Below are 13,452 nucleotides of genomic sequence, written 5' to 3'. Positions count from 1 at the left end.
GGTGACGGTTAGCTTGAGGAAAAAACAGAGGCAAAAAAAACCGCCCGACAGAAAGTCGGACGGTTTTTCACGAGACTCGTACCGCGACGCGGCGGGCAGTGATGGCCCAGGAGTTACTGCCCAGGCGAGCCGATCGACGCCGCTTTAGCCGGCTCGGATTGGCCGCCGTTCACGCCCACCACGGCTTCGACATAGTTGGGCGCCGAGGTGGAAACGGTATCCCACACCGCAGACACCTTCGCATTGCCGCCGACGAAGACGGCACCCGCATGATTGCCGGCGGCAACGAGCGTGGCATCCGTACCCAGGGCCGACGGAATCGCTTTCAGCGTTCCATCGCCCTGCGTGGCCTCGATGGGCGTGCCGTAGTTCATCGCGGCCACGACATTGCCATTCGCGTCATAGACGATCACCGCATCGCCCTTGCCCAGGCCGATAGGATTCGCCGGATCGTTATTGACGTTCAGCATCGCCATGACCGGCACCGTGCCTGCCAGCCCCCAGGTCGTGCGGAACGTATTTTCGTCCGTGCCCGGCACACCCGGAACCACGACCAGATGCTCGCCCGGCGAAAGGATCGTACCGGCCGCAAAGGCCGCGCTATTGTTGGCATCGTTGACGTCGGCATGACTGTCGCCCCACTTCCAGCCGGTCAGATCGATTGCCGTGCTGCCGTAGTTATAGAGCTCGAAGAAGTCCTGGCCGCCGTCGGCATTCGAATTCACTTCCGAGATCAGCACGGTCGGCACGGGCGCACCGGCGGCCGCGGTCGTGAAGCTTTGTGTCAGACCGGCATAGGCGTTGCCATACAGGTCGGTGATCACGCCGCTAGCCAGTTTCACGCTGTAGCGCGAACTATCCTGCAAGGGTGTCGCGAGCGTGACGGTGACCCGGCCGCCGTTGAATTTGACTTGCGTCGTATCGTCGATCGAAACATTGCGCGTATCGGAGCCGTTGCTGATGACGAGGTTGCCCGTACCGGCCTGAACGACCTTGCTGAACGACAGCGTGAGGTGATTGCCGATAATGCCCGTCGCGCCATCGACCGGCGCACTGCTGCTCAAGGTCGGAGCGGTCTTGTCGACGGTGCCGATCGTCTTGAACGAGAATGTGGACGCATCGGACACGGCGGGGAGATTGCTGCCCGTCGCGGTCTTGACCGTACCTGCCGGATACGTGATGTTGTACGCGGTATTGGCGACCATGAAGAACTTCGGATGAATCTTCATCACGCCGCCGCTGAACGTCACCTGCGTGGGGTCGGTGACCGGAATCGTGCGCGTATCGTCGGCGCCGTTGCTGAGAACGATATTGCCGGCTCCGGCCTGCACCGCCTGATCGAACTTCAGGTACAGGTTGCTGCCGATGCCGACGTTGGTCTTGTCGGTGGTGGGCTTGAAGATGGTCAGGCCCGGCAGGCTCGGTCCCGCTGCCTGCTCGCCGACCGAATAAATGATGCCGTCCGAGCCCATGGTGACGCCTTCGTTCTGGGCGGTGGCGCTCATGTACAGGCTGCTCAGCAACCGGCCGGTACGATCCATCTTGACGATCTTGCCATCCGGCGCGCCGATGATGATGACGTTGTCGTAGTCCGGCGCGGTGCCCGGGACGATGTTCGAGAGCGAGAACACGTCATTGAATGCGGAGAGGCCGGTCTTGTCCGCATCGAACAACACGGGCGGATTGTCCGTGCTCGGCAGGATGGGCGTACCGTCCGACGCCGTCGCCGAGCCGCCGGCAAAATTGATCGCAGCCTGAAAAATGCTGGTCGGCTGCGACTGGCGCACGGCGATATAACCACCCGTTTTGGTATCGAAGCTCACGCCCTCGATACCGACGTTGCCAACCGTCGTGCCCAGTTTGACGGACTGCACGTCGGCTCTTTTCAGCGTTCCGCCTGCGGTATAAGTGAACATATCGACCTGGCGAAGGCGCTCTTCCACCAGCACGAACTTGCCGCCGCCGACGTAGGTGATGCCTTCCGTGTCTTCGAAATCTCCGGCATTGAGCGTCATGGAATCGAGAACATGACCGTCGCTCTTTGCGACCTGCACGACCGCGGTGCCGCCGTCGCCGATGACGAACAGCGAATCGGTATCCTTATCGTAGGCCACGCCCGATGCCTCGGCATTCAGCAGATTGGTGCCGCTCGTCGCGTATTGCAGAGGGAAACTATCTGTCTGCGTATAGTTGTTCAGATCGTAGGTGCTTTGCGGATCGGTGAACGTCAGCACGGGAATCTTGCTGTCAACCGTGCCGCCGCCGTTATTGCCGCCTGTGTTGCCGTTGCCACCATTGCTGCCGTTGTTGCCGCCCGCGGCGCCGATGTTGCTGTCACCACCGCCACATGCGCTGAGACTGGCTGCCAGAATTGCGGAAAGCAAGATTGAATAGGTGCGGGTCGAGTTTTTGGTCTTCACGATATTGTTGTAAGTTGGCTGATTGACAGAAACGTCGGGCAGTTGACAGGAACCGCGACACTATCGGTCTTGTATTTCAGCTTCGTGAAAGGACCTGTATTTTTCTTGCAAGCTCGCTTGTTTGAGAAGAGAAAGTTATCGTGAACTTCCGCAGGATTCAGACTGGGCCGCGGGTCAATCGCGGGTCGATCGCAAGTCGGCCGATGAGTCCGGCCGTTGCAGGAAAAGCCGGGGCGCTGCGCCTCGCCTGCAACGGCCTGCGGCACGCCAGTCACGCGGACGTGGCATGTATGAACGGGCGCTCTATCGCGTGCCGCCTTGCGCGGCCGCTTTTGCGATGGCTACGACAGCTTGATGCAGCGCGTCGGCGGTATCGAGCGGCGCGTGGCCGATCGCGCCACCTGTTGCGCTCGTCGGCCGCGCGGCCTGATCGGGCGACGACGAGAGCTTCACGACCGTGAGCCGCTCGCGAGGATCGACGATGATCGCCTGGCCGAAGCGGCCGCTCGCCGCGAAGGAACCGTCGCCATCCTTCAACTGATACCAGTAGTCGCGATAGCCGTAGCCCGGCCGGCCCGGCGCGAGATTGCCCCTGGCGAAGGCCGCGCTGTTAGTGGCCGGTTGCAGCGCGAGATGCGTAACGTTCGAAGGAAAACGCGTGCCGTCGCCGGCCGCGCTCATGCGCACGAGTTCGCCGAAGCGTGCCGCGTCGCGCAGCGTGGTGTTGAGACCGCCGCTGGCCATCTCGGTGCCGGTGTGATCGACCACGATGTCGGCATCGTCGTCGGCGAGCTTGCTCCAGATTTCACGCGATGCCAGCTTGCTCCACGATTCACCGGTTACGTTGCGGATCGCCCACGCCACCGCTTCGGGCGATCCGTTCTGGTAGTACCACAGCCCGTCCGCATGCGCATCCGGCGACGCCAGCGCGACCCGCAGGAAACGATGGATGCTGTCGGGCGCGCCGCTCGCTCGCGGCACGAAGCCGACCGCCGCGAACAGCCCGAGGTCGGGTGGCAGCGCGGCCGGATAGCGCACGGCAACCTCCATATCGAGGTTCTGCTGGAGCGTCGCGTCGCCAAACGGCGTGCCCGAGAGTTCCGGCACATACCTCGAAAGCGGCGCGTCGGGCGAGAGCTTGCCGGCGACGATCAACTGCGCGGCGAGAAGGCCCGTCACCGATTTCGTCATCGATGCCCACATATGCGTCTGATGCGGACCGAAGCCGTCGAAGTAGCGCTCGAGCACCACGCGTCCATCGCGCACGACAATGAAGCCGTCGGTCTGCGTGCGGCGCAGATAGTCGCTCAGCGTGAGCGTCGTGCCGTCGACCGTGAACGTGATCGCATCGGGATCGAGCGGGCGGCCATCGGGCAGCGCGAGGGGCTCGCGCGAGCGCTCGACGTTCGCGGTCGGGATCATCATGCGCGTATTGCGCAGCTTCCAGCTCAACGTGGTTGCGGTTTGCGAGGCGGCGGGCGTCATGCTGCCGGCCTGGGCGTCGGCGGCGTGTGGGGTGTCCGCGCGCGTGGTGGGTGCAAATGCGCACGCCGCGCCCAGCAGAAACGCGAGCAGCGCACGTGACGCGCCCTTTGAACGAGGCACGAGGCAATTCATGTCGATGCAGTCTCCGATGTGATTGATTGTTCCGGCGCGCATTGGCAATGTCGACTACGCTGTCGGCGTGCATAACAGGCGTAAAGCGGGGCGTAAAGCAGCGCGTTCCTGACGGAGATTGAAAGACGCGGGCAGTGGCGTCAAGGCTGCGTCAGGCATAAGGTGATAACCGCCTGGCATGCCTGAGCTTGGGAAGGGAGCCAGCAAGGCGAGGCTTGCCTTGCTGGCTGTACGTAGGGCTATGTATGCTCCCCGACGCTTGCATTGCAGCCGTCGTGCAGCACGACGACGGCCCTGATCGAGCTGCGGCACATGTCATGCATCACATCAACACGATGTCGTACTGTTCTGCTTCCTGGCCAATAACCCTTTCTGGAAGGAGCTTTGCCGCCGATATGGTAACCAGAAAAGACCTCTAGCTACATATCTGGCTACACATTTGAGAACGGGGCAGGACAGCATGATTGGACCGCCCGTCGCCGGAAGAAATTGATTGACCTTGGTGTCGAGGATGCAAGGCGGAGATCGAAGTCCGCTTCGGTTGTGGGGACATCGGGCACGTCGTGATGTCTTAGAAAACGTGTTCAGATGAGGGAAAAGTCCCGCTTCTGACCGCTTCAACATAATTGCGCACTGCAGCCTCAATACTGGGTTGCCCTTCCATGAAGTTCCGCACAAAGCGGGCCTTTCTTCTCGGGAAGACGCCCAGCATGTCGTGCATCACGAGTACTTGCCCGGAGCAATCAGGCCCAGCGCCAATTCCGATAGTTGGAACATCTAAGATACCCGTCAGGTCTTTCCCAAGCGAAGCCGGTATTGCTTCCAACAAGAAAAAGCAGGCTCCCGCTGCCTGTAGCGCGAGAGCATCGGCCTTGAGCTTCTCTGCGCTTTCTGCCGTCTTGCCCTGCACCTTGTACCCGCCGAGTTGATGCACCGACTGAGGCATCAAGCCAATGTGTGAGAAGACGGGAATGCCGCGCTCGCTAAGGTACTTCGCAGTGGGGGCTAGCCAGGCGCCACCTTCCAGCTTAACCATCTGCGCACCTGCTTGCATCAGTTTCACCGCATTCGCGTAGGCCGTTTCGGGCGTTCCATACGTCCCGAAGGGCAAGTCCGCAGCAAGGAACGCGGTCCGATTGCCGCGCGCAACGCAGGATGTGTGATACGCGATCTCCTCAATTGTCACTGGCAACGTCGTGTTCCGGCCTTGCACTACGTTACCCAGAGAGTCGCCAACGAGAAGCATATCCACACCGCATCGGTCCATCAAAGCAGCGAAACTGGAGTCGTAGCAAGTCAGCATGGCGATTTTTTTGCCCGAGGCACGCATTTCGCAAAGCGATGGAAGCGTCACAGCTTTGTTCCGAGTCGTGCTTTCGCTTTCCTGCAGATATCCTGACATGTTCTATTTCCTCGAATCAGTTCCTAGTCGTTCATCGCTCGCGCAGAGATCAAACATCCGCTGTTGAGACTAAGTCTCAATAGCGAGCGGAGGCGCTATCATAAAACAACGATGACCAATGTCGCAGCACCGACGAAGGGTTATGCCCTTCCCACGGTTGCTAAGATCCGGAAGACGGTGTAGGCCAGGCTCTAGAAGAAGATCGCGCCCTTAAGATGGCGACTGGGTCTAGTGTTGCTGCGGTATCGATGTCGCGACTCGCGCGACGGATCGAGAAGGCCGTCGGTCGGCAGCGTCGCGGCCGGTACACGCAGGCGCATCCGGCAGTCATTGCGATTCCCTGATCGGTGTAGATGCGTTCGAACGGACGCTTGAGGTAATCCTTCGAGCAATGGCTCCGGCAAGCGTAGATCGAGATATGCCGTGCAGTTCTGAACGCCTAATTCGACTGATCGAGCTTGTCGTTACGCCACTTCAGCCGAAATACATCCGGTTATGCGCAGCGGTCGAACAAAGATAAGTCGGCGGACGCGAGAACTCGAATTGTTCGTAGTGCGGCATAGCCTGCACGAATGTCGCCATGCCAAATATCAATTGGTGCCGTCTTCACCAGGAAAATACCATGGTTGAAAATGCGACGCTTCCTGCATCTAAGACGAGAGAAGCGACACCGGAGACACCGCAATAGGCGGCATTCGTGGGCAATAGCCGTACGCCCGCGTCATCATTTCTCACGCGCCCCCTCGCTGCGCACGTCTGTTGGCTCCCGGCTGTCGACATCCCGTGGACGAATTCCTCGCCGAGTTTCTGACTCGGGGCAAATCGCAAGTAAGTAAGCGTTCGCATCAAACGTCGAAATCTTCTGATTGGTTCACAGTGAAAGGGGGAGCTTTGAGTATGAATTTTGTTGACTCTCGGGAAAGCCAGGATGCAAAGCGTGATTTGGGCATCCCTGACAACACCATCGAGTGGCCGGTCGATATTTACAACTCACTGAAGGCCAACCGCGTCAAACAGGTCTGTTTTGTGCCGGATGGTGGCCACGCGCGACTTATCTCGATGTGTCGCGACGATGCGGAGATCGTTTCGACCGCGCTTACGACTGAGGAGGAAGGCGTTGGACTGATTGCCGGGGCTTGGCTTGGCGGACAGCGTAGCGTGCTTCTCATGCAGTCATCCGGTGTCGGCAATTGCGTCAATCTGTTTTCCCTGCTTTCCGCATGTACGTTCCCCGCTGTCATCGTTGTAACCATGCGCGGGCAGTGGGGCGAGTATGTGCCTTGGCAGATCCCGATGGGGCAGGCCACGAAGGGTTGCTTCGAGTTGATGGGATTTCCGGTGCTCGAGGTAGACCGAGCGGAGTCAGTCGCCGGCACGATGCAAGCCGCTTTTCAGATGGCATACGGAGGTGGTAAGAGCGTCGCCGTATTGATTTCTCAGCGTCTGATTGGCGCGAAAACATTTTCAAAGTGAGGGCCGCCATGGAGCGCCAAGAGGGGAAAAATCGGTTGGATCGTCGCGAAGTGGTCGCCGCTCTTTTGCGTGATCGAGGGGACTTGCTGGTTGTGACGGGATTGGGGTCGGCGGTCTGGGACTGTGCCGCGGTTGGCGATAGCCCGCTGACTTTTCCGGTCTGGGGTGCCATGGGCGCGGCCAGCACAACTGGGCTTGGTCTAGCGCAAGCTCAACCCGATCGACCGGTGGTTGTTGTCACTGGCGACGGTGAGATGCTGATGCAACTGGGCGCGCTCGCAACCATCGGCGCTCAAAGGCCGGCGAATCTAACCGTCGTCGTCCTTGATAACGAGGTCTATCTCGAAACGGGCGGGCAACCGACACACACTGGGTGCGGTGTTGACCTTGCAGGCGTTGCATCTTCATGCGGAATCACTGCTTCGGCGGTAGCAACGGGAATGGACGAGGTCCTGACGTTGCGCGACCGGATCCACCGTAAAGAAGGCCCTGTCTTCGCTCAGGTGAAGATCGCACCGACGCGAGCCCCACTGGTGATGCCACCGCGAGACGGATCTCATCTGAAGGACCGATTCCGTTACGCCTTATTGGGTGAGGCCGCATACGAGTAGTGCGCCACCGAAGGCTTGAGTGCCTCCTGAACGAAGAAGGCTTTGTGTAATTGGATGGAGCGTCTTTCATGCAACAGTTTGAAAATATCATTGCTGGGAAGCGGGTAGGGGCGGCTTCAGGCAAATGGATTCCTAGTCTCGACCCGTTCAGGAATGAGGACTGGTGTCAAATTCCTGATAGCGACGAGGCCGATGTCGATCGTGCAGTTCAGGCAGCGAAAGCCGCCTTTGCCAGCGCAGAATGGGGAGGTTTGACGGCGACGGCGCGTGGCGCACTATTGCGGAAATTCGGCGACTTGGTTGGCGTTCACGCTCAACGCCTGGCGGAGTTGGAGGTGCGCGACAACGGGAAGCTGATGACCGAAATGCTTCTTCAGCTTCGTTACATTCCGCAATGGTTTTACTACTATGCCGGTCTCGCCGACAAAATCGAAGGCGGTGTCCTGCCAATCGATAAAGCCGATCATCTGGTATATACGACATGGGAGCCATTGGGCGTCGTCGCCGCTATCACGGCGTGGAACTCTCCGCTCCTGTTGCTGACGTGGAAGCTCGCTCCGGGCCTTGCCGCGGGCAACACCTTTGTAGTCAAGCCGTCAGAGTTCGCAAGTGCGTCTACGGTGGCTTTTGCAGAACTCTTCGATGAAGCTGGTTTCCCGCCGGGCGTCGTGAATGTGGTCTGCGGTACGGGCCCTGCAGTGGGCGAGCCTCTGGTTCGCCACCGCGATGTCGCAAAGATCGCTTTTACTGGCTCCGACAACGCCGGCAGGTTGATCAATCGCGCGGCAGCCGATGACTTCAAGCACACAACGCTGGAACTCGGTGGGAAGTCACCGAATATCGTGTTCGAAGATGCCGATCTAGACGCTGCAGCAGCAGGCGTCGCGTCGGGTATTTTTGCCGCCGGTGGGCAGACCTGCATGGCCGGTTCGCGGCTGCTGCTTCAACGGTCTGTCTATGAAAAGTTTTTGGATAAGATCTGCGCTCTTGCTACCGACATCAAGCTCGGCGATCCGATGGATCCGAAGACGCAGATGGGCCCGATGGCAAACATTGCGCACTATCGAAAAGTCTTGAACTGCATCGCCGATGCAGAAGCCGAGGGAGCGAGGCTGGCGCTTGGTGGGGAGGCACATCACGCAGCCGGAGAGGGCCTCTTCGTGAAACCCACGATCTTCAGGGATGTGAAGAATGAGTCACAACTCGCGCAACGCGAGATCTTTGGCCCTGTCCTCGCAGTCATCCCGTTTGATGATGAAAGTCACGCTCTTGAACTAGCCAACGCCTCTAACTATGGTCTCGGTGCTGGCATCTGGACGACCGATATCAAGAGGATTTTTCGCCTCACGAAAAAGCTTCAAGCCGGGACTGTCTGGGTGAACACCTACCGCGCGCTAAGTTTCATGGCTCCGTTTGGAGGTATCAAGCACAGTGGCCTTGGACGGGAAAGCGGACAGGAAATGATGAAGGCTTATCTCCAGCCCAAGACCGTCTGGATCAATAACTCCGACAAAACACCCGAGAATCCTTTCGTGATGAGGTTGAGCTAGCCTTGCGTAGCTTTCCGTAGAGCAATCTTCGAAGGGCGGATAGAACAAGCAAACCGATCGACAACAGGATCGCCGCCCTTCGCTAATTCAGTCGCGTGACAGGAGACACCCTCTATGCCGATGCAATACGGCGATAATCGCGCGACATCATGAGCTAGCTATTTCAATATCGGCAAGGGGTATGAGCGATTTTCAATTGTGAAGGATTCAAAAATGAATGACCTTGCTGCAACTAAAGTCGTTGCGGATAGCGACACCCGTCGACGAGTATTGGCTATCATTGGCGCATCTTCCGGCAACTTTGTGGAATGGTTCGACTTTTACGTCTACGCGTTCTGCGCGATTTACTTTGCTCCTGCTTTCTTTCCGAGTGGCAATTCCACCACTCAACTCATGAATACCGCAGCGGTGTTCGCCATGGGTTTTTTCATGAGGCCCATTGGGAGCTGGCTTTTCGGAACAATCGCCGACCGTCATGGAAGGCGCACTTCAATGATGGTGTCCGTGCTGATGATGTGTGGTGGATCGCTGGTTATTTGCCTCCTGCCGACCCACGCATCGATAGGCGTCTGGGCGCCGTGTTTGCTTCTGGTCGCCCGCATGTTTCAGGGTCTTTCGGTCGGAGGAGAGTATGGTACAAGCGCGACCTACATGAGCGAGGTGGCCCCGCCGGCGCGCAGGGGGTTCTTCGCCTCCTTTCAGTACATGACCTTGATTTGCGGACAGCTTGCCGCGCTTGTCGTATGCGTGGTTCTTCAACAGATCCTGACGGCTGACGAGTTGAAGGCTTGGGGATGGCGTATCCCCTTTTTCGTAGGCGCACTGGCAGCCTTGATCTCGCTCTACCTGCGCAAGTCGCTGGAGGAGACCTCTACGGTGCATTCGCGCAACTCTGAAGATGCCGGGACGATTCGAGGTGTGTTGAAGCACAAGCGAGCGTTCTTTACGGTTGCGGGATTTACCATGGCTGGCTCGTTGAGTTTTTATACCTTTACGACCTACATGCAGAAATACCTGGTCAATTCCGCAGGCATGTCCGCGAAAACGGCGAGCGCAGTGATGACGGGTGCGCTGTTCGTGTTCATGATCATGCAACCACTGCTTGGTGCTCTTTCTGACCGGATAGGTAGGCGAAACTCGATGATCTGTTTCGGCATTTTGACCACGTTTGGCACCGTTCCCTTGATGTATGTCCTCAAAGGTACAGACAGTCCGTTGCTCTCCTGTGCGCTGATTTCTGCAGCCCTGATCATGGTCAGCTTCTACACGTCGATCAGTGGGCTGATCAAGGCGGAGATGTTCCCGGTCGAAGTCCGGGCGATGGGCGTGGGGCTGTCCTACGCAGTGGCAAACTCGATCTTTGGTGGGACAGCGGAGTATCTGGCGCTTTGGTTTAAGTCCGTGGGCAGCGAGTCGACGTTTTACTGGTACGTTACAGTCATCTGCGCGATTGCACTGATCGTATGCTACAAGATGCCGGATTCTCGAAAGGTTGGCTATCTGCGCAATGATAGTTGACGATTACCTTCGATTTCCGGCCAAATCGAAGGGCAGCAGCTCGAAAGTAAGTCGGGCCTGCTGCGCTCAGACAATGGAAGACGGCAACAGACCGTCGCCATCTTATGTGAACTGGGTCGCGGTTGCCGCAGTGGTTAGCAGACCTTCGTCTCTGCGGAGTTCATTGGGAAATGGGCTAACACTGTGCCGCGGTGTAGGGCCTGACCGACAGGATGGCGTCCCGATTGGTCATGCTCGGTGACTGCTCGGCATCACTTCGTCCGGGTTTGAGCACGCGCCAGTATTTTCTGCGCGCGATCAATGACAGGGCGATCAATCATCCGGCCGTCGATCATAACGGCGTGTGAGTCACACGTTGCTTCTAACACCTGCTTCGCCCAGGCAATTTCCTGTTCGGACGGTGCGAAGGCCTGACGAGCCGGTGCCAGTTGGGACGGATGGACACAAAGTTTCGCGAGAAAACCGAGGTTCCGTTCGAATCGCGCCGAGGCAACAAAGTGATCCAGATCCGCGATGTTTTCCGTTGCGCCTGCGATCGGGCCTGGCAGACCCGCAGCGCGAGACGCAATGATCAACCTCGAACTGGGGTAGATCAAGCCAACGTTCTCTTCCGGGGGCAACTCCAAGTCGGTCTGGAAGTCCATGTTGCCAAACGCAATCCGGCAAAGTGGACGGCACGCCGCAATATCGTCGACCTGAATAAGCGCCTGCGCCGTCTCAATCATACCAACGAGAGGCAGTGACGGCGGAAGCGCCTTTACCGAGCAGTTAACCTGGTCTGGGGAACTGACCATGGTCAGGAATGCGCCGGCGATGGACCTATGAATAGCCCAAAGGGCGGCTGCGTCATCGAGAAAGTCGCGTCCTGAGTACGGATTAAGTCGGACGGCGATCTTCCTGCCGTCGGCTTGTTTCAGAAACGAAATAGTGTTCTGGCGAGCCGCTTCCTTGCGACTCGTGATGACGGACGCTTCCCAATCGATGATCACTACGTCGGCGTCCGATCGAAGTGCTTTTTCGAAGCGGTCCTCTCTATCTCCAGGTACGAACAGGAACGTCGTGGCCGTCTCCAGCAACGTTCGTCCTGCTCGCCCCGCCGGCCTAACTGAAGGGTCGATTGGGGCTGACATGGTTCTCTTTGATGATGTGAATTAGAGTACTTTCCAAGTCGATGTGGCACTGGCGACGATGGATCCGCTATCGTCGGTGGCTTCCGAGCGCAGGAAGCAGATCTGTCGCCCCTTCCTGATGAAACTGCTTCGGGCGGTGAGTGTTCCCTCGCGCGCTGCGCGAATATACTGGATATTCATCTCCAAGGTCGCACCGGCGCCAACGTGCTGCTTGAGCAGGTGACCCATGGAGATGTCGAGAACGGTAGCAGTCACTCCCCCATGCAGCGAGCCTTGCGGGTTGAACATGAAGTCCTTGACGGGCATCGCTACGATGCAAGAGTCTTCGTCGTATTCGACCTTCATGCCAAACAGGCGCGCGAGGAAGAATGTGTTGAAGTCTTGGTGATACGTCCGCAGTGCTTCTTCGAACGCGGATCGAGCTAGTGTTTCGTCCATAATTCAGTTAGCAATCGTCTGTTGTTCGGTGCGCTCCGAGAGCTCACGAATGACGCCACGCTGAGATAGTTCTGCAACTTGGGCAGGCGAGAAACCCAGCAAAGAACTGAGGATCTCGTGCGTATGCTGCCCAAGCATCGGAGGCGGAGCAGCTTGTCGCAACGGCTCATCGTCTAGCCGAATGGGGTTTGAAATATTTTTAACGTCGCCCGCGGCCGGGTGTTCCATCGACAGTATCATTCCGCGTTGCGTCAACTGAGGTGCTTCACAGACCTCAGCAACGGTGCGAATCAGTCCGCAAGGAATGCCGGCCTTCCCCAGCTTCTCCACCCAGTACTCGCGAGTATGGTCGAGGAGGATCGCGGCAACCAGCGGCGTGAGTTCCAGACGATGACTCACCCGCTCCGGCGCCGTGGTGAATCGCTCATCTTCAAACAGATCCTTTGCACCCGTGACTTCGCAGAACAGTCGCCAGAATTTGTCGTTGGCAACGCCCAGGTTGATCCAGCCATCCGCGACCTGGAAGGTCTCATATGGGCAGATCGTCGGGTGTTCATTTCCTCTTCGGGTCGGCGATGCTCCCGTTGTGAAGTAGATACCGGCGTTGAACGTGAGTAGCGAGGAAAGGGCATCCAGCATCGAGATTTCGACCGTGCGAGCGATACCTGTCTGGCTTCGTTCATAGAGCGCCGACAGGATGCCCTGCACGGCGAAAAGTCCCGCGATCATGTCGGCGATCGAGGTTCCGACTTTGGTCGGCTGCCCTTTGGGATCGCCGGTGATGTCCATCACGCCAGCTTCGCCCTGGACGATGAGGTCGTACCCCGGTCGTTGCGCATCGGGACCCTCGGTGCCAAAGCCCGAGATTGCACAGCAGATGAGCTTCGGATTGCGCTTCCTGAGCGTCTCATTATCGAGGCCAAGCCGGTCCATTGTTCCGGGCCGGAAGTTCTGCACTACTACATCGGCCGTGTCGATGAGCTGCAGCAGGATTTGCCGCCCGGCGTCACTCTTGAGGTCGATGGCGCAACTCCGCTTGTTGCGATTAACGGACAGGAAGTAAGCGCTTTCGCCTCCTACGAAGGGCGGTCCGAACGCTCTGCTGTCGTCGCCGTTTACGGGTTCTTCGATCTTGATGATTTCCGCACCAAGGTCGCCCAGATGCATAGTTGCAAACGGTCCTGACACAACGCGTGTCAGATCGATGATTCTCACCCCGCTGAGCGGCTTAGAGTCTTTGCCGCTGATCGGTTGCGTGCTGCGTTGCGCCGCCACGTTCGTGCTCATGTTCGT

10 protein-coding genes are annotated in these 13,452 nt (G+C 58.3%); 4 read left to right on the top strand and 6 right to left on the bottom strand.

Annotated elements, in window-relative coordinates; genetic code table 11:
* Positions 1 to 113: 113 nt before the first annotated feature.
* The 3 genes from G3N58_RS04775 to panB all read right to left on the bottom strand — a co-directional run bounded on the left by G3N58_RS04775 (position 114) and on the right by panB (position 5,439).
* Positions 114 to 2,420, bottom strand: coding sequence for an SdiA-regulated domain-containing protein (locus G3N58_RS04775; RefSeq protein WP_346778238.1), 2,307 nt, complete (start codon positions 2,418 to 2,420; stop codon positions 114 to 116).
* A gap of 303 nt (positions 2,421 to 2,723) precedes the next feature.
* A complete protein-coding gene (locus G3N58_RS04770) occupies positions 2,724 to 4,025 on the bottom strand; it encodes a serine hydrolase (protein ID WP_346778237.1) in 1,302 nt (433 codons plus the stop codon).
* A gap of 583 nt (positions 4,026 to 4,608) precedes the next feature.
* Positions 4,609 to 5,439, bottom strand: a complete 831-nt coding sequence (panB, locus tag G3N58_RS04765) for a 3-methyl-2-oxobutanoate hydroxymethyltransferase (RefSeq protein WP_205998613.1) — start codon at positions 5,437 to 5,439, stop codon at positions 4,609 to 4,611.
* Positions 5,440 to 6,222: 783 nt separating this feature from the next.
* Between panB and G3N58_RS04760 the strand changes: the two genes are divergently transcribed.
* The 4 genes from G3N58_RS04760 (at position 6,223) to G3N58_RS04745 (ending at position 10,591) form a co-directional block, all read left to right on the top strand.
* Positions 6,223 to 6,912, top strand: a complete 690-nt coding sequence (locus G3N58_RS04760; protein ID WP_346778236.1) for a phosphonopyruvate decarboxylase — start codon at positions 6,223 to 6,225, stop codon at positions 6,910 to 6,912.
* An 8-nt stretch (positions 6,913 to 6,920) separates the two neighbouring features.
* Entirely contained in the window at positions 6,921 to 7,523 is a 603-nt protein-coding gene (locus G3N58_RS04755) for a thiamine pyrophosphate-dependent enzyme (RefSeq protein WP_205998612.1), read from the top strand.
* A 68-nt stretch (positions 7,524 to 7,591) separates the two neighbouring features.
* A complete protein-coding gene (locus G3N58_RS04750) occupies positions 7,592 to 9,073 on the top strand; it encodes an aldehyde dehydrogenase (RefSeq protein ID WP_205998611.1) in 1,482 nt (493 codons plus the stop codon).
* A 213-nt stretch (positions 9,074 to 9,286) separates the two neighbouring features.
* A complete protein-coding gene (locus G3N58_RS04745) occupies positions 9,287 to 10,591 on the top strand; it encodes an MFS family transporter (protein ID WP_205998610.1) in 1,305 nt (434 codons plus the stop codon).
* 251 nt (positions 10,592 to 10,842) lie between these two features.
* Here G3N58_RS04745 and G3N58_RS04740 read toward each other — a convergent pair whose 3' ends face one another.
* The 3 genes from G3N58_RS04740 to G3N58_RS04730 form a co-directional block, all read right to left on the bottom strand.
* Positions 10,843 to 11,667, bottom strand: coding sequence for a CoA ester lyase (locus G3N58_RS04740; protein WP_241016983.1), 825 nt, complete (start codon positions 11,665 to 11,667; stop codon positions 10,843 to 10,845).
* A 75-nt stretch (positions 11,668 to 11,742) separates the two neighbouring features.
* Entirely contained in the window at positions 11,743 to 12,159 is a 417-nt protein-coding gene (locus G3N58_RS04735; RefSeq protein WP_205998608.1) for a PaaI family thioesterase, read from the bottom strand.
* A 3-nt stretch (positions 12,160 to 12,162) separates the two neighbouring features.
* A complete protein-coding gene (locus tag G3N58_RS04730; protein ID WP_205998607.1) occupies positions 12,163 to 13,446 on the bottom strand; it encodes a CoA transferase in 1,284 nt (427 codons plus the stop codon).
* Positions 13,447 to 13,452: the final 6 nt, after the last annotated feature.

This window comes from Paraburkholderia sp. Ac-20342, assembly GCF_017104985.1.
Lineage (GTDB): Bacteria > Pseudomonadota > Gammaproteobacteria > Burkholderiales > Burkholderiaceae > Paraburkholderia.
Note: the sequence above shows the minus strand (reverse complement) of the source record. Positions and strands in the feature narration are given on the sequence as shown.